This is a genomic window from Parapusillimonas sp. JC17 (assembly GCF_052180245.1).
GTDB lineage: Bacteria > Pseudomonadota > Gammaproteobacteria > Burkholderiales > Burkholderiaceae_B > Parapusillimonas.
The window spans coordinates 3,290,247-3,309,549 of sequence record NZ_CP197474.1 but is presented as its reverse complement, the minus strand read 5'-3'; the positions used below and the strand labels follow the sequence as shown (position 1 = coordinate 3,309,549).

18 protein-coding genes and 1 pseudogene are annotated in these 19,303 nt (G+C 59.4%); 7 read left to right on the top strand and 12 right to left on the bottom strand.

The window, feature by feature from the left end:
• The first annotated feature begins 4 nt into the window (after positions 1 to 4).
• The 3 genes from ACSBPU_RS15950 to ACSBPU_RS15940 all read left to right on the top strand — a co-directional run bounded on the left by ACSBPU_RS15950 (position 5) and on the right by ACSBPU_RS15940 (position 3,588).
• On the top strand, positions 5 to 1,354 hold the full coding sequence (locus tag ACSBPU_RS15950) for a replication-associated recombination protein A (RefSeq protein ID WP_442592968.1): 1,350 nt from the start codon (positions 5 to 7) through the stop codon (positions 1,352 to 1,354).
• Between the two features lie 65 nt (positions 1,355 to 1,419).
• Positions 1,420 to 2,772 (top strand): serine--tRNA ligase, encoded by a 1,353-nt coding sequence (gene serS / locus ACSBPU_RS15945; protein WP_442592967.1) that lies wholly within the window; start codon positions 1,420 to 1,422, stop codon positions 2,770 to 2,772.
• A 27-nt stretch (positions 2,773 to 2,799) separates the two neighbouring features.
• The gene (locus ACSBPU_RS15940) at positions 2,800 to 3,588 is read left to right on the top strand and encodes an SDR family oxidoreductase (RefSeq protein WP_442592966.1); all 789 of its coding nucleotides are present in this window, start codon (positions 2,800 to 2,802) and stop codon (positions 3,586 to 3,588) included.
• A 184-nt stretch (positions 3,589 to 3,772) separates the two neighbouring features.
• Here the strand turns inward: ACSBPU_RS15940 and ACSBPU_RS15935 are convergent, their stop codons facing one another.
• The 9 genes and pseudogenes from ACSBPU_RS15935 to ACSBPU_RS15895 all read right to left on the bottom strand — a co-directional run bounded on the left by ACSBPU_RS15935 (position 3,773) and on the right by ACSBPU_RS15895 (position 9,582).
• Entirely contained in the window at positions 3,773 to 4,657 is an 885-nt protein-coding gene (locus tag ACSBPU_RS15935) for a polysaccharide deacetylase family protein (protein ID WP_442592965.1), read from the bottom strand.
• A 34-nt stretch (positions 4,658 to 4,691) separates the two neighbouring features.
• Positions 4,692 to 4,823 carry a hypothetical protein gene (locus ACSBPU_RS15930; protein ID WP_442592964.1) on the bottom strand — a complete coding sequence of 44 codons (132 nt, stop codon included), beginning with the start codon at positions 4,821 to 4,823 and terminating at the stop codon, positions 4,692 to 4,694.
• A 78-nt stretch (positions 4,824 to 4,901) separates the two neighbouring features.
• A pseudogene (locus ACSBPU_RS15925) lies at positions 4,902 to 5,099 on the bottom strand (ATP-binding cassette domain-containing protein); the annotation flags it as partial.
• An 81-nt stretch (positions 5,100 to 5,180) separates the two neighbouring features.
• Positions 5,181 to 5,492 (bottom strand): virulence factor, encoded by a 312-nt coding sequence (locus ACSBPU_RS15920; protein ID WP_442592963.1) that lies wholly within the window; start codon positions 5,490 to 5,492, stop codon positions 5,181 to 5,183.
• Between the two features lie 135 nt (positions 5,493 to 5,627).
• Complete coding sequence (locus ACSBPU_RS15915) at positions 5,628 to 5,945, bottom strand: NIPSNAP family protein (protein ID WP_442592962.1); 318 nt, start codon at positions 5,943 to 5,945, stop codon at positions 5,628 to 5,630.
• 49 nt (positions 5,946 to 5,994) lie between these two features.
• Complete coding sequence (locus tag ACSBPU_RS15910; protein WP_442592961.1) at positions 5,995 to 6,933, bottom strand: 2-hydroxyacid dehydrogenase; 939 nt, start codon at positions 6,931 to 6,933, stop codon at positions 5,995 to 5,997.
• Positions 6,934 to 6,940: 7 nt separating this feature from the next.
• The gene (locus ACSBPU_RS15905) at positions 6,941 to 7,894 is read right to left on the bottom strand and encodes a Bug family tripartite tricarboxylate transporter substrate binding protein (RefSeq protein WP_442592960.1); all 954 of its coding nucleotides are present in this window, start codon (positions 7,892 to 7,894) and stop codon (positions 6,941 to 6,943) included.
• 43 nt (positions 7,895 to 7,937) lie between these two features.
• The gene (locus tag ACSBPU_RS15900; protein ID WP_442592958.1) at positions 7,938 to 8,837 is read right to left on the bottom strand and encodes an SMP-30/gluconolactonase/LRE family protein; all 900 of its coding nucleotides are present in this window, start codon (positions 8,835 to 8,837) and stop codon (positions 7,938 to 7,940) included.
• A gap of 13 nt (positions 8,838 to 8,850) precedes the next feature.
• Positions 8,851 to 9,582 (bottom strand): RraA family protein, encoded by a 732-nt coding sequence (locus ACSBPU_RS15895; RefSeq protein ID WP_442592957.1) that lies wholly within the window; start codon positions 9,580 to 9,582, stop codon positions 8,851 to 8,853.
• Positions 9,583 to 9,717: 135 nt separating this feature from the next.
• On the opposite strand from ACSBPU_RS15895, the gene ACSBPU_RS15890 reads away from it, so the two are divergent.
• From ACSBPU_RS15890 to ACSBPU_RS15875, 4 genes are all read left to right on the top strand, one after another.
• Positions 9,718 to 10,533, top strand: a complete 816-nt coding sequence (locus tag ACSBPU_RS15890) for an IclR family transcriptional regulator (RefSeq protein WP_442592956.1) — start codon at positions 9,718 to 9,720, stop codon at positions 10,531 to 10,533.
• 102 nt (positions 10,534 to 10,635) lie between these two features.
• Positions 10,636 to 11,169, top strand: a complete 534-nt coding sequence (gene sodC, locus ACSBPU_RS15885) for a superoxide dismutase [Cu-Zn] SodC (RefSeq protein ID WP_442592955.1) — start codon at positions 10,636 to 10,638, stop codon at positions 11,167 to 11,169.
• A 79-nt stretch (positions 11,170 to 11,248) separates the two neighbouring features.
• Positions 11,249 to 11,689 carry a PCC domain-containing protein gene (locus ACSBPU_RS15880; protein WP_180071513.1) on the top strand — a complete coding sequence of 147 codons (441 nt, stop codon included), beginning with the start codon at positions 11,249 to 11,251 and terminating at the stop codon, positions 11,687 to 11,689.
• Complete coding sequence (locus tag ACSBPU_RS15875; protein ID WP_442598380.1) at positions 11,689 to 13,497, top strand: thiamine pyrophosphate-requiring protein; 1,809 nt, start codon at positions 11,689 to 11,691, stop codon at positions 13,495 to 13,497. Before ACSBPU_RS15880 ends, ACSBPU_RS15875 begins: the two co-directional genes overlap by 1 nt.
• Positions 13,498 to 13,592: 95 nt before the next feature.
• Here ACSBPU_RS15875 and ACSBPU_RS15870 read toward each other — a convergent pair whose 3' ends face one another.
• From ACSBPU_RS15870 to ACSBPU_RS15860, 3 genes are all read right to left on the bottom strand, one after another.
• The gene (locus ACSBPU_RS15870) at positions 13,593 to 15,773 is read right to left on the bottom strand and encodes a polysaccharide biosynthesis protein (protein WP_442592954.1); all 2,181 of its coding nucleotides are present in this window, start codon (positions 15,771 to 15,773) and stop codon (positions 13,593 to 13,595) included.
• A 204-nt stretch (positions 15,774 to 15,977) separates the two neighbouring features.
• Positions 15,978 to 17,864: an asparagine synthase (glutamine-hydrolyzing) gene (gene asnB, locus ACSBPU_RS15865; RefSeq protein WP_442592953.1), complete on the bottom strand. Its 1,887-nt coding sequence runs from the start codon at positions 17,862 to 17,864 to the stop codon at positions 15,978 to 15,980.
• Between the two features lie 62 nt (positions 17,865 to 17,926).
• Positions 17,927 to 19,249 (bottom strand): oligosaccharide flippase family protein, encoded by a 1,323-nt coding sequence (locus tag ACSBPU_RS15860; protein WP_442592952.1) that lies wholly within the window; start codon positions 19,247 to 19,249, stop codon positions 17,927 to 17,929.
• Between the last annotated feature and the right edge of the window lie 54 nt (positions 19,250 to 19,303).

The following is a 19,303-nucleotide window of genomic DNA, read 5'->3' as shown; positions in this document are numbered from 1 at the left end:
GCATATGGCTGGATCCCAGGATCTCTTCTCCGGCGGCCCAGCGACCGCAAGGCATGCGCCGCTTGCCGAGCGCATGCGTCCGCGCGACCTGTCGGAGGTCGTCGGGCAATCGCATCTATTGGGGCCGGGTAAGCCGCTGCGCGTGGCGTTCGAGTCGGGGCGTCCGCATTCCATGATTTTCTGGGGGCCGCCGGGCGTCGGCAAGACGACTCTCGCCCGGCTGATGGCCGATGGTTTCGACGCGCAATTCATCGCCATTTCGGCCGTGCTGGGAGGCGTGAAGGACATACGCGAAGCGGTCCAGGTGGCGCAGGTAGCACAGGGCCAGGGCCGGCGCACCATACTGTTTGTCGACGAAGTGCACCGGTTCAACAAGGCACAGCAGGACGCGTTCCTGCCGTATGTCGAAAGCGGCCTGTTCACCTTCATTGGCGCAACCACCGAGAATCCTTCTTTCGAGGTCAACTCGGCGCTGCTGTCGCGGGCGCGGGTCTATGTGCTGGAGTCGCTGTCGGTCGAAGAGCTGATGCAATTGATCGACAGGGCCATCGATATCCTTGGCCGGGATTCCGATACTGAGGACGGCGAACGGACGCCGCTGCAACTTGCGCCCGAGGCGCGCGAAGTGCTGGCGCGCTGGGCGGACGGCGATGCGCGGCGCGTCATCAACGCCATCGAAGTGGTTGCGGAATCGGCCATGGCGGCGGGGCGAACTGTGGTCGACGGCGAATGGCTGGAGACTTCGCTTTCCCAGAATCTGCGCCGCTTCGACAAAGGCGGCGACGCATTCTACGACCAAATCAGCGCATTGCATAAATCGGTGCGCGGCTCCGACCCCGATGCGGCCTTGTACTGGTTCGCGCGCATGCTGGATGGCGGGGCAGACCCCCGCTACCTAGCCCGCCGCATCGTTCGCATGGCAGTGGAGGACATCGGGCTTGCCGATCCGCGCGCGACGCAGCTGGCGCTGAACGGGGCCGACATCTACGAGCGGCTGGGTTCTCCGGAGGGCGAACTCGCCTTGGCACAAGCCGTCGTGTACTTGGCTTGTGCGGCAAAGTCCAACGCCTTGTACATGGCTTACAAGCAGGCTCGGCGATACGCCGAAGAGCACGGCAGCGCGCCGGTGCCCATCCATTTACGCAACGCGCCCACCAAGCTCATGAAGCAAATGGGCCATGGCAAGGAATACCGCTATGCCCATGACGAACCGCAGGGTTACGCGGCAGGCGAGAATTACTTTCCGGATGGCCTTCGCGCACGCTTTTATCAACCTACCGACCGCGGCCTTGAAGGTAAAATCTCCGAGAAACTGGCTTTCCTGAGGCAGCTGGACAGGCAAGCCAAATCATAGTTTGCCTGCAGGCGCATCGCGCCATGCCGGCATTTCTGCGTCCCTAAATCTTCTTTTGGTTAATTATGTTAGATCCCAATCAGTTGCGTAAAGACTTGCCGGCGGTGATCAAGGCGCTGGCCTTGCGCGGCATCGAATTCGACGCCGACCGCTTCAACCAGCTTGAAGCCCGCCGCAAATCCGTCCAGGTCGAGACCGAGGCGTTGCAGGCGCGGCGGAATGCCGTTTCCAAATTGATTGGTCAATTGAAGTCCAAGGGCGAGGACGCCGGCAAGGAAATGGCCGAGTCGCAGCAGATTCCCGCTCGCTTGAAAGAGCTGGAAGCCGAATTGGCAGCTGTGCAGGGCGAATTGAACAGCTGGCTGACGACCATTCCGAACCTGCCGAACGAAAGCGTGCCGGCAGGCAAGGACAGCGACGACAACGTGGAAGTGCGGCGCTGGATCCCCGACGGTATGGAAGTCGGCTCCGACGGTTGTCCCAAGCCGTTGCCGTTCGAGGTCAGGGACCACGTCAGCCTGGGCGAGCCGATCGGGCTGGACTTCGACACGGCTCGCAAGCTGTCGGGCTCGCGCTTCATGATGCTGCGCGGCCAGATGGCGCGCCTGCACCGGGCGCTGGCCCAGTTCATGCTGGACCTCCAGACCACCGAGCACGGCTACCAAGAGTGCTATACCCCCTATATCGTCAATAGCTCCACCTTGTTCGGAACCGGCCAGCTCCCGAAGTTCAAGGACGACATGTTCTGGGTGACCAAAGGCGGGCAGGGCCTGGAACCTGAGCTCGACGAGCATGGAAACCCCATCGAGCACGAGGACCTCTATCTGATTTCCACCTCTGAGATCACACTGACCGGGTCGGTTCGCGACACCATCGTGCCCCAGCAGGAACTGCCCTTGAAACTGACGGCACACACGCCATGCTTCCGTTCGGAGGCGGGTAGCGGCGGTCGCGACGTACGAGGCATGATCCGGCAGCACCAGTTCGACAAGGTCGAAATGGTGCAGGTCGTCGATCCCGCGAAATCCTACGACGCCCTCGAGGAAATGGTCGGCCACGCGGAGGCGGTGCTGCAGCGGCTGAGGTTGCCGTATCGGGTCGTGTTGTTGTGCGGCGGGGACATGGGATTCGGCTCTTCTAAAACTTATGATCTCGAAGTCTGGCTGCCTGCGCAAAATACCTGGCGCGAGATCTCGTCCGTCTCTAATTGCGAAGCCTTCCAGGCTCGGCGCATGCAGGCGCGCTACCGGCCGGAAAAAGGCAAGCCGGAGTACCTGCATACGCTGAACGGTTCCGGCCTGGCCGTAGGCAGGGCACTGGTTGCAGTGCTGGAGAACTACCAGCAGGAAGATGGCAGTATCGTTGTACCTGAAGCGCTACGCCCGTACATGGGTGGCATCGAAAAATTGAATGCATAAACGACACCGGAAGGTGGGAGAGACAAGATGGATCTGGAATTGAATGGCAAGGTGGTCCTCATCACTGGCGGCAGCAAGGGCATCGGACTTGCCTGCGCTCATGCTTTCGCGCGCGAAGGGGCGCGGGTCGCGATCGTCTCGCGTAGCGCCGAGAACCTCGAGGCGGCCAGGCGCGAGCTGGAAAAAGAGGGTCATCAAGTCATGACGCAGCAGGCCAATCTGAGTCAGGCCGACGCCGCCCAGGCAGCCGTCGAGGCCGTGAGCCGCGAACTGGGGGCGATCGACATCCTGGTGAACTCGGCCGGCGCGGCCAAGCGCTATCCTCCCGCTTCCCTGACGCCCCAGGCCTGGCGCGACGCCATGGACGCCAAATATTTTCCCTACATCAATGCCATGGACGCCGTCATCAAGCGCATGGCCGAGCGGGGCAAGGGCGCGATCGTCAACATCATCGGTACTGGCGGCAAGGTGCCCAAGCCCATCCATCTTCCAGGCGGGGCGGCGAACGCGGCGCTGATGCTGGTCTCGTCCGGCCTGGCCAACGCTTTCGGAGGCCAAGGCATACGCGTCAATGCCATCAATCCGGGTTCGACCCTCACCGGCAGGGTGCAAGGTTCGCTGGATGCCGAGGCGGAACGGTCCGGCAAGTCGACGGACGACGTGCTCAAGTCAATGGAGCAGCGCTTGCCCCTGGGCCGCCTGGCCCGTCCCGACGAGGTTGCCAACACCACGCTGTTCCTGGCCTCCGAGCGGGCAAGCTATGTCAATGGCGCGCTGGTGGCGATGGACGGGGCGATGTATCCCATGGTCTGCTAGCGTGGGGGAGGGGTCAGACCCCGTACGGGGTCTGACCCCAAAGCTTTATGGACGGGGGGTCTGACCCCAAAGCTTTCAGGCGCTCGCTTGGACTGGGGTCAGACCCCTATGGGGTCTGACCCCGAAGTCGACCCCGCAGTCGTCTTCATCACCGGTCTGTGCGTATGGCATGTCTACCTCGCGATCAGAGACTGGGTTCAAGAGCGGGTTCCTGCACGCGATACCAGTCCGCGATCTGGCCGCCCGTCATGAAGCAGACATGCTGGCTTCTCAGGAGAAGGTCCAGCATTTCCTCGAAATAGCCAAAACGGTGCGGCACGCCGATGAGGTGCGGATGCAGGCCCAGGGCCAGTACCCGCGGCTGCTCTTCCGATTCGCGCTCGAATAGGCTCAGGGTGCGCTGAAGACGCAGCAGGAATTCCTCCGACGAGTGCTTTTCGATGGCGTAGATGATGGAGTCGTTCAGTTCGAGGTTGTAGGGCATCTGCAGCAGGCTGCCGCGTTTGACCTGCATCCAGTTCGGCAGGTCGTCCACCACCCAGTCGAAGACGTATTCCACGCCCGCCTCTACAAGGAGCTCCGGCGTCTCGTGGGTTTCGCGCAGGCCCGGGCTCAGCCAGCCCCGAGGGCGGGTACCGGTGAATGCCTGGATTCTCTCCAGCGATTGAAAGATGGTTTCCGCTTCATCGTCGCCGGCATTCAGCGACTTTTGATGCATGCCGTGTCCGATGAACTCCCAGCCTGCTTCCAGCATCGCTTCCGCGGCGGCGGGGTAGGCATCGATGACGCTGGCATTGAAGCTGGTGGAGGCAGGCAAGCCCCGTTGTGCGATGGCGTCCAGGATCCGGGGCAAGCCGGCCCGCATTCCGTAATCGACCCAACTGAAGTTGGGAACGTCGGGTATCGTTTCCTTGCCGTGGGGCGGAGTAATGATGGTGCGCGGCATGGCTTGGTCAAAGCGCCAGTTCTCTACGTTGACCACGAGATGCACCATGATGCGTCCCGCCTCGGGCGCGACCAGCGCGGGGCGCCGTGTGGAAAAGCGGTAAGGAATGCGGGGATTCGACATGATCTGCTCCTATGGTATGGGACGCCGGCATGCGTTAGTGCCGGATCTGCTTCAGGATCTCGCGCTTCAGCTCGTTGAACGCCTTGGTCGTGGTGTCTTCGATCGTTCGGGGACGGTCGATCGGCACGTCGATGCGGGTGTGTATGCGGCCGGGGCGGGCGGTCATGACGTAGATGGTATCAGCCAGCAGAATGGCTTCGTCGATGTCGTGCGTGACGAACAGTACGGTCGTGCGCAGCTTGCTCTACACGGACAGCAGCAATTCCTGCATGGTGAGCCGGGTTTGGGCGTCCAGCGCACCGAAAGGCTCATCCATCAGCAGGACCTGGGAGCCCAGCGTCAGGACACGGGCGATGCCGACCCGTTGGCGCATGCCGCCCGACAGCTGGACGGGCAGATGATCCAGAAAGCCCGACAGGCCGGTGATTTCCAGCATCTCCCTGGCGCGTGGCTCGTAATCGTTTTTTTTGGCCCCTGCGACTTGCGGGCCGAAGACGACGGTCTCCCATACGGTAAGCCCTGATCAGCGGCCGTGACGGTGATGATGCTTGTGATGGCCTTTATGATGCTTATGGTAGTGTTTCGGCCCGCGGAAGTCCTTCCGGTAATAGCGGTCGGATCTATATACCGGGACGGGCTGGTAGATGCGTTCGGGCACCACCACCACGCGCGGTCGCTCTACGTAGCGCACGGGCGGATAGTAATAATCGGGTTGCGTGTAGATCACTCCGGGAACGCCTATGGAAATATTCACGTCCACGCCACCCCGCGCCATGGCGGCGCCGGAAGTCAACATGGCCAGCATGGCGGCCCCAGCCAGCAATATTCGTTTCATGGAAGCACCTTTCTGATCTCGTACAGATGTCCTATTGTCGCCCAGGAAAAGTTTCAGAACGGTTAGGCAAAGCAGCGAAAAAGCGTCAAAAGGTTTCAGGGGGAGGGGTCAGACCCCGTACGGGGTCCGACCCCTCTAAACGTGATGAGGGCAGAAGCGGGCATCACGCATGATTCTAACTTCCTGAGCGACAAAGGTTCCCACGTTCATCTTCTTGAACTCGTGCCAGGCCGGATCGGCGTCGAGGGCGGCGCGTCGTCGCTCGCGATCGGCCATATCGTCATAGACCCAGATATGCAGGACTTGGTTCAGCGGCCCGATCTCGCTGACGAAGAAACCCAGGAGGCGTCCAAGATGTTTCTTCTGTAGCGGCAGGGCGTACTTTTCGTAGCGCTCAAGATAGCTGTCCATTTTGCCGTGCGCCACGGTGTAGGTGCGGTGTTCGAATATCATGCTAGGGGTATCGATAAAAGGAAAGCGGTATGGCTTGCGGCGCCTGGGCTCAACCCGGAGGGGTCAGGACCTTGCCGCTGCGGAAGAACGACTCGAGATTGTCTTCGACGAGCTTTTCCATCTCGGCCCGTGTTTCGCGGGTGCCGGCGGCGATGTGCGGCAATAGCACGACACGGTCGTTGTCCAGCAACTGCGGGGGGACGTGGGGTTCATGCTGGTAGACGTCGAGACCGGCGCCGGCGATGGACTGGTTCACGATCGCCTGCAACAGGGCTTCTTCGTCGACGATGCTTCCCCGCGCGATGTTGATCAGATAGCCTTCGGCGCCAAGCGCCCGCAGGACGTCGGCCGAGACCAGGTTACGAGTACGGTCGCCGCCTGGGCAGGCCACAACCAGGAAGTCCGCCCAGTTCGCCAGCGAGATCAGATCCGGTTCGAATGGGTAAGTGGCGTCTGGCCGAGGGCGGGGACCATGGTAACGCACATCCATGCCGAAACCGCCGGCGCGAAGAGCGATGGCTCGGCCTATGCGGCCAAGCCCGACGATGCCCAGTTTCTTGCCGCTGACGCGTGTGCCGAGCCCGAAGGCTTCCGTCGGCCACCGCCCCTTTTGCACGAATCTGTCAGCGGCCACGATGCGGCGCGCCACCGACAGTACGAGCGCAAATGCGCAATCGGCCACACAGTCATTCAAGACATTGGGCGTTGTGCTGACCTGCACATCGTGGTGTTTGGCGGCCTCCAGGTCGAGTCCTTCGTATCCGACGCCGAAGCACGCAACAACTGTGCCTTGCAGAAGGGAAAATATGTCTGCCGGGCAGCCGTGCCGGGACATGGTGACACCGCCGGCAAAGCGCCCCTTGCTGTTTTCCAGAAAGCGGGCGCGGTCCGGCTCCGTCCAGAGAGGGTGCAAATCGTACCGTTGCCCGAGCCGTTGTTCCAGGCCCCGGGGCAATGGGCCAATCTGTAGAAGCTTTTTTGTGTTCATGCAAAGATCAATCTGTATGGATGTTTGCTTCCTTGAGCCATGGCAGCCATTGGGCAAAGTCCTGGTCCAGCCGGGCCTGGAATGCCTGGGCTCCCTGAGGGTTGGTGAAGCCGGCTTTCGCCAGTTTATCGGCGATATCGGGTTCGCGCACGACCTTGGCCAAGGCGGACTCCAGGGCGTTGCGAGCCGCATCCGGCGTCTTGGACGGGACAAGGATGCCGTACCAGTTCGTCATTTGCAGTGCGGGCATGCCTGCCTCTTTGGCGGTGGGAACATCAGGAAGCAAGGCGGAGCGCGTCGTGTCGTAGATGACCAGCCCTTTGATGCGGCCTTCCTTGATATAAGGCTGAAGAACGGGCACATCGGCATTGACCAGGTCGACGTCGCCCGCGATGAGCGCGACGAGGGCAGGGGCCGCACCGCGATAGGGGACATGAGTCAAGGGAATGTCGGCCGCCTTGCGCAGCAGTTCGGCGCCCACGTGCATCGTCCCGCCTACTCCCGTGGATCCGTAGTTCAGGCCGTTGGGAGTGGATTTCGCTTTCTTGATGAGCTCGTCCAGGGTGTCGACGCCGAGTTTGGGAGACACCGCCACCATGGTTTGCACTTCGCCCAACAGGTACACCGCTTTGAGCGCCGTTCGCGGGTCATAGGGCAGATTGCTGCGGGTTCCGGTGGACAGGATCAGGCTGGAAGTGGAAAGCAGGATGGTGTTGCCGTCTGGCGGCGCTTCGGCGACCAGGTGTGCTCCGATGGTTCCGCCTGCACCGCCCTTGTTTTCGACGACCACGGTCTTGCCGAGCTTCTCGCCCAGGCTGGGCGCAATGATGCGCGCGATCAAATCGGTGGGGCCGCCCGCGGAAAATGGCACGATCATTCTTACCGTTTCCGCGGCAAAGCCGGTGGTGGCATGGCCTAGCGCGCCAACCAGAGCGGCGCAAAGGGCAAGTTTTTTCAGCATGGTTATCTCCTGTTTATTATGTGGGTTCAGCAATGTTGCGTCGTCATCGAGATGCGAATCTGGGCTCCGGAAGCCCACGGACGCCCACATCCAATGACAGCAGCGCGCCTGCAAGCGGTTCTCTGGCCTGCTGCTCCGGTGTGAATCGTTGCGAATGGGTAGTGATGTAGAGCGTTCGCAGATCATCTCCGCCGAATGCCGGACATGTGGGATTCGTGACGGGCAACTGGATACAGCGATCCACGCGGCCGTCGGGCGCGAGGCGCATGAGATGGCCGGTGGCAACCATGCAATTCCAGATATAGCCTTCCGCATCCACCGTCGCTCCGTCGGGCCGACCGGCCTGGTGGGTCCAGTCTTTGAAGACGCGGCGATTGGAAATGGCGCCATCATCGATGTCGTAGTCGAAGGCCCATATCACCTGGCGGTGCGTATCGGCGAAATACATGGTCTTGTCGTCGGGGCTCCAGGAAATCGCATTGGGCAGCACGAAGTCGCTTAGCATGCTGTGGCAGCTGAGATCGGGGTCGAGCCGGTAGAGCGTGCCCAGAGGTTCGCGGCGCGTGTCATGCATGCTGCCGCACCAGAAACGGCCGCGTCGATCGCACTTTCCATCGTTGAGGCGCATGCCTGGCTTGTCTTGTTCGGGGTTGACGATGAATGTCGCCGGCTTGCCGCTGGCGGGGTCGTAATGATGGAAGCCCGTTTGCGCCGCCAACACGAAACCGCCCGACTCGTGCAGGGCGATTGCGCCGGTTATCAGATCGGGATGAAGGCGCAAGGCTGCATGTTTCCCTGTGGAAGGCTCGTAATACTGCAGCGCCGGGCGGCGCACGTCTATCCACCAGAGGCGGCGGCTGCGGTCGCACCACAGCGGGACCTCGCCGAGGATGTCGGCGGCCTGCACGACGGTATGTATTGCCACGTTCGTTTCTATGTTCATTTCTGCGCCGGGATCATTTGTATTTGGTTGCCGCAAGCGTGGCCAGGTCGATGCCGGCCGCTATATCTGTCTTTTGCCGCGTGTCGCCGGCGTCGATTCTTTCCGCTTCCGCCAGAACCTGCTCGGCATGTTCATAGGGAACGAAGACCACCCCCGCCTCGTCCGCGGCGACCAGGTCGCCCGCCTGGACGGTTATGCCGGATATCCGGACGGGGCCATTGATCTCGACGGTTTTCAGGCGCCACTTTCCTGTAATGGGTGTAACCCCTTTCGCCCAGATTGGAAATCCAAGTTCCCGGGAAGCGCCGGGATCACGGAAGGATCCGTCGATGATGGCGCCAGCGCATCTCGCCCTGTGCGCGACAGTGGCGGACTGGCCGCCCATATTGGATACGCCCATCAAGCCTTCTATGACGACGACGTCGCCCGGGTCGGCCAGGTTGTAGGCTTCGTGCTCGGCCATCTTGCCGACGCCGGTGCCAGCGCATGTCCAGGGATCTTCGTCGCGCTCGACGTTCCGGACGGTTACGGCCTGGCCGACGAGGCGCGCCTGAGGAAGGTTGGGCATCAAGATGGAGGCGGGGATTGCACCACGCAGCCTTAGCTGGTCCATGGCGTCGGACAGCACGCCGGTGAGATCGCTTAGGCGTGCGTAGCGCTGCAGTATCTGCGGCGAGAGCCTGGGAAGCTCCATATGACGAATGGCGTCGGCGGATATGCGGCCGGTGAGTTTGCGTGTGGTCATGGATGATCTGGTTGATTGTATTGAATATTATCCTACTATTCAGGCTTTATCAATAATCCTGTAATATGGGATTATTGATATAGCACCCTTGACGGGCTTTCTCGCCGTCCGAGCTCCAGGCGATACAATCCGCGCATGATGAATAAAGAAAAAGAGGCCGGCTCCAGCCTATCCCGCGCATTGGAAATACTGGCGCTATTCACGATCGATACCCCCGTGCTGACAGCGGAGGACATTGCGTCGCGTCTGGGATACACGCGTTCCACCGCATATCGCTATATCAAGGAGCTCAGCGCGGCGGGATTGATCGCGGCCACGACCGGAGCGGCATACAGCCTGGGGCCACGCATTGTCGAACTGGAGCGCATGCTGGCCCTGACGGATCCTTTGTATCGGGCGGGTGCCGCCGTATTGGACGGCCAGGAATGCGACAACAATGCCTTGCTTCTGCATAACCTGTACCAGGACAAGGTGCTGTGCATATACAAGGTCGGCCCGGACGTGTTGCAGCATGGGAACCAGCACGTGGTCATACTGCGGGCGCGGGGCATTCCTTTTTCTCTCTTTCAGGGGGCGGCGTCGCTGGCCATGCTGGCTTATCTATCGCAGCATCGGATACGCCAGACTTATCTAAGAAACGAGCAGGCAATCAAGCAAGCCGGACTCGGGCAGAATTGGGACGAGTTCCGGCACAAGATGTCGAGGATACGGCGTATTGGCTACGCCACCAGCCGCGGTCAGATCACACCCATGGTCATGGGTGTGGCGGTGCCCATCCTGCTGCCCGGCGACCAGCGCCTGATCGGCAGCCTGGCCAGCGCACATCTCAGCGCCGCCATGCCGCCCGAAAATGAAGCCGCATGCGCGCAAGGCCTGCATGCGCTGGCCGAAAGAATCGCGCAGGAATATTTGAGCATCGCACCGAGGGGTCAGGCCCCGTACGGGGCCTGACCCCTCCGCCAGATTGTCATTGGCCCGGCACTTGCTGGCGACGCAGCCGGCGGACGGAACCGTTCCGCCTTGGCAACCTGACTACACAACGCGGAGGGCGCGATGCGACATCACTTTCTTATTGCCTTATCGGCGAGCGCCATGTTGGCGAATGCGGCGCTGGCCGACACCACCGTGCAAATGCATGCGGTGAACGCTCAGGGGACAGCCGAAGCCATTGGCTCGGTATCCATATCCGAATCGGCCTACGGATTGGTCTTTACCCCGCAGCTCAAAGGGCTGGAGCCGGGAGTCCACGGCTTCCACATCCATGAGAACCCCAGTTGCAAACCTGCGACGAAGGATGGCAAGCCAGTTGCGGCCGGTGGGGCGGGCGACCACTTCGATCCGGAAAAAACGGGAAAGCACGGCGCCCCATGGGGAGACGGGCACATCGGCGACCTGCCCGCAATCTATGTGGACAGCAATGGCGCCTCCACCAACCCCGTCCTGGCGCCGCGCCTCAAAAAGCTGTCGGATATATCGGGACGTTCGTTGATGATCCATCACGGAGGCGACAACCACTCCGACAGCCCCAAGCCATTGGGAGGCGGGGGGGCGAGGGTAGCCTGCGGCGTGATCTCGGCACAGCGGTAAATGGATGATTGCCGGCTTCGAAGCATCGGTCGCTGCCGGCTTTTTTCTTTGTATCCGGAATTTCAGAGGGAGTCGCTACATGCGTGCAAAACTACTCAACGACGTGGGCGAGCGCAGTTTTGCGCTCGTCCTGGATGCCGGCGACGAAGTCGTTTCGACGCTAGAGGCATTTGCCAACGAGCACAGCCTGACCGCGAGCCGCATTACCGCCATCGGCGCTTTCAGCAGCGCCACGTTGGGGTATTTCAATTGGGACACCAAAGAATATGAACGCATCGAGATCGACGAACAGGTCGAAGTGCTTTCACTGGTCGGCGATATTGCACTGCAAGGGCCGGACGCGAAGCTGCACGCTCATGTCGTCCTGGGCAGGCGCGATGGCAGCGTGCGCGGCGGACATCTGCTGTGGGCAGCCACCAGGCCTACGCTCGAAGTGGTGCTGACCGACTCGCCGGCGTATCTGAAGCGCGAGTTCGACCCCGCCTCGGGACTGCCCTTGATCAAGATTGGAGAATCATGATGGGAGATTCCGTCAGCGATTTCCTGCTCAAGCGGCTGCATGCCTGGGGCGTGCGCCGCATATTCGGATATCCGGGCGATGGCATCAACGGCATCATGGGAGCGCTCGGCCGCATCCAGAAAAGCGGCATGGACCTGGAGTTCGTCCAATCCAGGCATGAAGAGCTTTCGGCGTTCATGGCCTGCGGCCATGCCAAGTTCACCGGCGAGGTCGGTGTGTGCCTTGCCACATCCGGCCCTGGCGCCATCCACTTGCTCAATGGACTGTATGACGCCAAGCTGGACCACCAGCCGGTGGTGGCCATCGTAGGCCAGCAGGCGCGCGCGGCGCTGGGTGGGGACTATCAGCAGGAAGTGGATCTGGTGAGCCTTTTCAAGGATGTCGCACACGAGTTCGTGCACATGGCTGTCACGCCCGAGCAGGTGCGCCACTTGGTGGACCGGGCAATGCGCATAGCGCGTGATCAGCGGGCGGTGACCTGCATCATTCTTCCCAACGACCTGCAGGAACTGGATGCGGTGGAGGCGCCGCCGCGCAAGCATGGCACCGTCCATAGCGGCATTGGCATCGGTCGGCCCGCCATGCGGATAGCCCCGGCTCAGGACGAATTGCAGCGGGCCGCAGACATCCTGAATGCGGGAAGCAAGGTCGCCATGCTGGTGGGCGCGGGGGCCCTGCACACTACCGACGAAGTGATCGAAGTGGCGCAACGGCTGGGGGCCGGTGTTGCCAAGGCATTGCTCGGGAAAGCGGCCTTGCCGGATGACCTGCCTTTCGTCACCGGCTCCATCGGCTTGTTGGGCACCAAGCCGAGCTGGGACCTGATGACGGAGTGCGACACGCTGCTGATGGTGGGCTCCAGCTTTCCCTATTCCGAGTTTCTGCCCGAAGAGGGCCAGGCGCGCGGCATCCAGATAGACATCGACCCGCGCCGGCTCAATCTGCGTTACCCCATGGAGATGGACCTGGTCGGAGACAGTCGCGAGACGCTGCGCGCGCTGCTGCCGCTGCTGGAGCCAAAGAAAGACCAAGACTGGCGCCAGCGCGTTGAAGACAATGTGGCGCGCTGGTGGAGCGTGCTTGAAGCGCGTGCCATGAGCGATGCGGATCCGGTCAACCCCCAACGCGTATTCTGGGAGCTTTCGCCGCGCCTGCCGGACGATTGCATAATCACTTGCGACTCGGGATCCGCCGCCAATTGGTATGCGCGTGACCTGAAGATGAGGCGCGGCATGATGGCTTCGCTATCGGGCGGGCTGGCAACCATGGGGCCGGCAGTGCCTTACGCGATTGCCGCCAAGCTCGCCCACCCTGGTCGGGACGTCATTGCGCTGGTGGGGGATGGCGCCATGCAGATGAACGGGCTCAACGGTTTGATCACGATTGCCAGGCTTTGGCGACAATGGGAAAATCCCAGGCTGACCGTGCTGGTCCTGAACAATGGCGACCTGAATCAGGTGACCTGGGAGCAGCGCGCACTGCAGGGAGACCCCAAGTTCGAAGCATCGCAAGTGCTCCCGGATTTCGCCTATGCCGAGTACGCCAGGCTCATTGGACTCAATGGAATCCGGGTGGACCGTCCCGGCGATGTCGGCGGCGCCTGGGACGAGGCTCTGCGGGCCGATATGCCCACGGTAGTGGAAGTGATGACCGATCCGAACGTGCCGCCCATTCCTCCCCACATCACGGGTTCGCAAGCCAAGGCATATCTTTCCGCGCTATGGCAAAGAGATCCGGACGCGCTGTCCATGATCAAGAACTCGGCCCGGCAATGGTGGGACGGCATCGCGCCGGGCAAGCGAGGATGAACGGGGAGAGGGGACAGACCCCATACGGGGTCTGTCCCCACGCCTCCAGGTCGTACCCCGTACGGGGTCTGTCTCCATACCGCGGGCAGACGGGGTCAGACCCCGTATGGGGTCTGACCCCACGCCTCATGGCGCTTCACACCAACATCCATGGCCTCATCGTCATAAGCCGACTGAAATACGACGGCGACGGCGTCAGGATGAGCGGCGGATTCATGCTTGCCACTTGCGTGCTGCCGGTAGATCCAATCGACGATCTCCTTGTCCGGGGTATAGCCATCAACCAGGCTCTTGAGCAGCGCGCTGATGCGGGGATGGTTGTCGTCCTTGACGGCGACAGCCAGTTCGAACAAGGCCGCCTTGAGCGCTTCCCAGTCCAGCCGCGTTTCATTGGCGCGCATGATCATGGGGTGCTCCGTTACGGTAACGTTGCCGCCGATCAATAGCTCTTCGTACAGTTTTTCGCCCGGCCGCAAGCCGGTGAATTCAATGGCGATGTCGCCATCCGGGTTGTCGTCCGAACGCACGCTGAGACCCGACAGAGAAATCATTTTCTCGGCAAGCTGGGCAATTTTTATCGGCTCTCCCATGTCCAGCACAAAGACATCTCCGCCTTCGCCCATCGCGCCCGCCTGTATCACGAGCTGCGCCGCTTCCGGAATCGTCATGAAGTACCGTGTAATGTTGCGGTGTGTGACGGTGACTGGGCCACCCGCACGGATCTGCTTCTTGAACAGAGGAATCACGGAACCGGACGAACCAAGCACGTTGCCGAAGCGCACCATCGTAAAGCGCGTGCGGTTGCGCACCGGCAGATTGCTCGTGTCGCCATACAGCCGTGGACTGACCTGAGCCGACAGAGCCTGAAGCACCAGTTCGGCGATACGCTTGGTGCAGCCCATGATGTTTGTCGGCCGTACGGCTTTATCGGTTGATATGAGGACGAAGTTACTGACGCCCGCCTGAAGCGCTGCCTGGGCCGAATATAGCGTACCGAAGGTGTTGTTGATGATGCCTTCCGCGTTGTTGCGCTCCACCATTGGAACGTGCTTGTACGCGGCCGCATGATAAACAGTATCGACCCGCCACAAGGACATGACGTTGAACAAGAGCCCTTGATTGCGCACCGAACCCAGTATGGGCACAAGCTGCATCGTCAGGCCCGTGCTGCGAAGATAGGCGTCGAACTCGCTTTGGATGCGATACAGGGCGAATTCTGATTGCTCAAAAAGAATGAGCGTCTGAGGCTCGCTGCGAGCGATCTGGCGGCACAATTCCGAACCAATCGACCCGCCCGCGCCCGTAACCATCACGACTTGCTTGCGTATGCAGCGCTCGAACAGGGCGGTGTTCGGAAGGACGGGGTCGCGCCCGAGCAGGTCGCCAATGTCCACTTCGCGCAAATCGTCCACGCTGACCTGACCGCTGGCCAGGTCCATGATGCCGGGCACTGTACGCACCAGCAGCGGATAGGGGGCCAGGATAGTGATGATCTTATTGCGCCGTGCTCGTGATGCCGAGGGCAGGGCCAGCAGCACTTCCTGTGTGCCGGTATCCCGGATCAGCCGGGTCAGGTCGTTAGGCTCATACACCGGGAGGCCGGCTATCTTTTGTCCTTTCAGTTCGATGTTATCGTCGATGAAGGCGACGGGGACCATCCTGTGGCTGAAGCGCAAGGCGGAAAGCAACTGATTGCCGGCCGCTCCCGCCCCGTAGATCGCCACTTTGGTCTGCGGGGCGGAGCTGCCTTTCATGTGGCGGCTCAGTACCTGGGCGGGTAGTTTGAGCAGCGGGCTCTTGCTGAAATACTGTCGCATCAACAAGCGAAGCCCGCCTATGAACAACAGACTGCATACCCAGTAAATGACAACCACCGAGCGGGGGATCAGGGCGGGCGGATCGTTGTAAAGATAGATGGCCAGCGCCAGAAGCAACGCCGATATCGTGATCGCGCAAGCGATGCTCATGAGGGCTTGATAGCCGACGTAGCGCATCACGGCCCGATAAAGCCCGAATCGTACGAACAAGGGCAGCGTAAGCAGCTGGGCAAGCAGAAAGAGCCAAGCGTGTCCGCCGAAAGGCTCGATCAATTCCGCGCCATCCAGCCGCAGATAGAATGCCAGCCACAGAGTGCTCCATATCAGGACGATGTCCACCGTGATCTGCAGCATGCGCTTCTGGGCGCGCGGGAGCGCCAGCAGGCGATCTCTTAGGCTGAATGGCTGGGCATGCGCCGCAATCATCGTGGGCCGGCTGGTAGGGGCGGTACTGGCCATTCGTTCCCTCTCAAAGTTATTTTTATTGCTTGACTGTGTTTCAGTCTGTTTTGACCGTATCCAATCGGGCCGATATAACGTCTTGATACGCTGCACTCTGGATCGTAGAAGGACGGTTGGAATTAGGAAATAAGACAGAAGCCCTAAGTTGTCGACGGTAGGCGGAACGGACAAGTCCTAATACGATTAGGGCCGCGCCTGAGTTCACTCCAGTTCGAATGTTTCGTACCATCTGATGAAGTTGATCCACCGCCAGATCTGCCAGGTAAAGGGAGTTCTACCAGCGACGACCGAATCGAAGCTGTCCAGCAAGGCTCTCCTGTCCAGGAAAGGTATGCGTTCGCTAGCCTGTAACCAATCGCGTACTTTATGGGCAATCTCGAATAGCCATACCTTCTCAGGTGTGGAGAATCCGATTTTGTCTCTGCGGTTCAACGCTTCATCGGGAACGATTCCACGCATGGCCGCACGAAACACGCTTTTCGTTTCCCCATTGACGGAGATCAGATAATGTTCTGGCATGGACAACAGCAGGTTTGCCAATGGCAGTGTCAAAAATGGTACGCGACTCTCTACAGAGAAATGCATGGAACTGCGGTCGCTGTGTCGAAGCATGCTCGGCAGGTTTTGTGACTGCAGCGTACTGACCAGATGCTCTGTGACCCGCCGTCCCTTACCCATTTTGGCTTTCACGGTTCGGCCCAGCAATGGCCGTACTCCTGCTTCGGCCATAATGTCCACGTTCAGCCATGTGGGGGTCCTGCGGCCTGAAGTCCTGCGTGCGATCCGGTACATCGGATCTGGGAGTGCCGCAGCAGCAAGTTGCTGCCAAACGTGAACATATTGCCGGTCGGGCCAGCGCGCCCAGTTTCTCGTAAATCGTTGTGCTTCAAGCAAGTTACCCTGTTCCAGCAGGCTCAGTAGGCGATATCCTGGATATCCTGTATATCCGGCTAATAGTTCATCCCCGCCATGCCCTTCGAGCGTCACTGTCACGCCCCGGTCGCGGGTCAATTGACAGACGCGATAATGAGCATAAATGGCCGTGCTTCCGAACGGCTCTCCTTGAGCTTTGATCAAGTTGTCCAGATCCCGGGCAAGGTCTTCACCGGTCGCACTGATCTTGTGTTCATGGGCACCGGTAAAGTGATTGATCTGATCCGCCCATCGCTCCTCTGATTTTGCGAAATTATCAGCTACGAACGTGAATGTATTGATTGGCATATCAGGCTGAACATGTCGCATGGCGCACACGACTGCTGACGAGTCCACGCCGCCGGACAAGGCCGCTCCGAGTGGTACATCGCTGCGCAGATGCAAGCGTATGTTGTGAAGAAACTGCTCCCGTATGGCTTCTGCGGCCTGCGCAAAAGTAAGGTCTGAAGGCGGGCGGAGTTCCGGTCGCCACCAGCATTGCTGTCTGGAAACGGAAGGGTTTGGCAAATGAACCTCAAGCCAATGGCCTGGCAATAGATGTTCTACACCATCGATGAACGTATGTTGCTGGCTATCGTAATCGCTGTGCACCAGATAATCGTGACAGCGCTGCCAATTCGCCTTTGATTTCTCTTCACGCAGGCTTAAAAGTGCGGCCTGCTCTGAGGAAAACAAGAAGCGGTGTTGCTGTATGTCGTAGAAAAGCGGTTTGATTCCGAACGCATCACGAACACAGCTCAGCGTATTTCTTATGGTGTCGTATACGACAAAGGCGAACATGCCCTCCAGGCGCTCCAGGCTGCCTACATCCCACTCTTGCCAGGCTGCCAGCAGAACTTCGGTGTCCGAGTCCGAAGAGAAGGAATGGCCCAGCGTAGCCAACTCTTTGCGCAGCTCTCGATAGTTGTAGATCTCGCCGTTGAAGACAATGCTGAATCGCTGATCCTTCGATAACATGGGTTGATGCCCTGCCGCAGTCAAGTCTATGATCGAAAGCCTCGTGTGCCCAAGCATGACGGTGCCTCGAGAGTCTCGATAACACTGAGAACCAAGATCGTTAGGCCCCCTGTTCTTCAGTTTGTTCAGTGACGATCTGAATTTCTCGTCTAGATTCTTTGGTGCTGTCGCCCACCAACCACCGGTTATGCCACACATGGATATCTTCCTTGGGTATTTGAGCACTACGATCGACCGATATGGAGGGTGCGCGAGCAGATCTATCGGTTTTGATTCAATACGGTTAAAGAAACCTCATTCTTCTGTACAGTGCCATGCCCTGGTGAATATTTCGTCGCCTTCAAGATCAAAAATAAATACAGTCCGTAAAGGACCACTTCATGTATGACGAGCGCTTTAAGAAAATATTCAATGGTTGAGCCTGAACACAAAATCAAAACGGTGGTTAATGTGAAGAAGTAAGTTATTTGCCAGGCACTTCCTTTTGCGATGTTGTGATTCAGGCTGAGCACGACGCTTAAGGGGCTCACGATAAAGCGGACGCCGGCCGCTATTACCAGCGTTTCGGCAAATTCACCTGCTTGCGCCCAGTCTTCGCCAAAAATAATTGAAAAAATAACCGTTCCAAATGCGCTGAAGACGAGGGTGAATGGAACGGCGATGCAGATGAGCACCAGAAGTATTCGTAGTATATAAATACGCAAATGAGCGGGGTCGTTGTTATGAATCTCTGCGACCTTTTGAAATAACACTTGGGAAATTGCGCCGGATATCAAAAATAGGGGCACGGTCAACACTTTGAAAGAAAAGCTGAACAGTCCTGTAACGCCGGCGCCGAAGACCTTCGCTATGATGAACAGCGGCATTTGCAAGGCTCCGTTATCCAACAGGGTGCCCCAGCTTGAAATCAAGGGAAATTTCTTATAGTGCTTCGCGTTTTTTCTTATGGCTGCAACGGACACAAACGGCGTAATGTCCTTTATTGATCGAGCATTGACTCGTGCCAGATAAAGCAGAGCAAAAATCTGTCCGACAATATTACCTAGAATCAAGCCTCCAGAAGAATTCAAGCCATAGCCCAAACCGCACTGAACTGAAACCGACGTGGTGCCGTGTGCGACTCGGCTTAAAGAGAGTTGCTTGAAGCGCGTGTTCCTGTTGTTCCAGTAGCTTAGAATTTGATAGAAAGCGGTGAGCATTATGCTGACCGGCAATAACAGTATCCATGTGGCCATTGACGGACTGTCCAGGAATTCAGCAATTTCATGGTTGTTTAAAAAAGCCATGATCCACAGCCCTATGCCGGTTGCCAGGGCGATAGCGGCCGATAAAGCCATAATATTGCCCGAGTCATGATTATCATCTGGCAACATGATCGCCAGTTCATACCTGCCCGAAGCGACAACGCTGACAACCGTCGTTATAGCCATGTATAGCGCATACACGCCGAAATCCGCGGGGCTGTAGATCCGGGTAAGAACCGGGCTGATCGCAATGGGCAACACCTGAGCGATGAACGTTCCAGTCATCAAGGTTGCGACGTGCTTGCCAAACTCGCCCTTGAGCTTCAATTGCTTGAGCATCCGATCTTGCTTGGCGAGTATTGAATATGTACGAAAGCAGCGGGCTTCACGATT

Bases quoted from the DNA above. Each gene is read 5' to 3' on its own strand.
- ACSBPU_RS15950 (WP_442592968.1), top strand. From the start codon at position 5: ATGGCTGGATCCCAGGATCTCTTCTCCGGCGGCCCAGCGACCGCAAGG.
- serS (WP_442592967.1), top strand. From the start codon at position 1,420: ATGTTAGATCCCAATCAGTTGCGTAAAGACTTGCCGGCGGTGATCAAG.
- ACSBPU_RS15940 (WP_442592966.1), top strand. From the start codon at position 2,800: ATGGATCTGGAATTGAATGGCAAGGTGGTCCTCATCACTGGCGGCAGC.
- ACSBPU_RS15935 (WP_442592965.1), bottom strand. From the start codon at position 4,657: ATGTCGAATCCCCGCATTCCTTACCGCTTTTCCACACGGCGCCCCGCG.
- ACSBPU_RS15930 (WP_442592964.1), bottom strand. From the start codon at position 4,823: ATGACCGCCCGCCCCGGCCGCATACACACCCGCATCGACGTGCCGATC.
- ACSBPU_RS15920 (WP_442592963.1), bottom strand. From the start codon at position 5,492: ATGAAACGAATATTGCTGGCTGGGGCCGCCATGCTGGCCATGTTGACT.
- ACSBPU_RS15915 (WP_442592962.1), bottom strand. From the start codon at position 5,945: ATGATATTCGAACACCGCACCTACACCGTGGCGCACGGCAAAATGGAC.
- ACSBPU_RS15910 (WP_442592961.1), bottom strand. From the start codon at position 6,933: ATGAACACAAAAAAGCTTCTACAGATTGGCCCATTGCCCCGGGGCCTG.
- ACSBPU_RS15905 (WP_442592960.1), bottom strand. From the start codon at position 7,894: ATGCTGAAAAAACTTGCCCTTTGCGCCGCTCTGGTTGGCGCGCTAGGC.
- ACSBPU_RS15900 (WP_442592958.1), bottom strand. From the start codon at position 8,837: ATGAACATAGAAACGAACGTGGCAATACATACCGTCGTGCAGGCCGCC.
- ACSBPU_RS15895 (WP_442592957.1), bottom strand. From the start codon at position 9,582: ATGACCACACGCAAACTCACCGGCCGCATATCCGCCGACGCCATTCGT.
- ACSBPU_RS15890 (WP_442592956.1), top strand. From the start codon at position 9,718: ATGATGAATAAAGAAAAAGAGGCCGGCTCCAGCCTATCCCGCGCATTG.
- sodC (WP_442592955.1), top strand. From the start codon at position 10,636: ATGCGACATCACTTTCTTATTGCCTTATCGGCGAGCGCCATGTTGGCG.
- ACSBPU_RS15880 (WP_180071513.1), top strand. From the start codon at position 11,249: ATGCGTGCAAAACTACTCAACGACGTGGGCGAGCGCAGTTTTGCGCTC.
- ACSBPU_RS15875 (WP_442598380.1), top strand. From the start codon at position 11,689: ATGGGAGATTCCGTCAGCGATTTCCTGCTCAAGCGGCTGCATGCCTGG.
- ACSBPU_RS15870 (WP_442592954.1), bottom strand. From the start codon at position 15,773: ATGGCCAGTACCGCCCCTACCAGCCGGCCCACGATGATTGCGGCGCAT.
- asnB (WP_442592953.1), bottom strand. From the start codon at position 17,864: ATGTGTGGCATAACCGGTGGTTGGTGGGCGACAGCACCAAAGAATCTA.
- ACSBPU_RS15860 (WP_442592952.1), bottom strand. From the start codon at position 19,249: ATGCTCAAGCAATTGAAGCTCAAGGGCGAGTTTGGCAAGCACGTCGCA.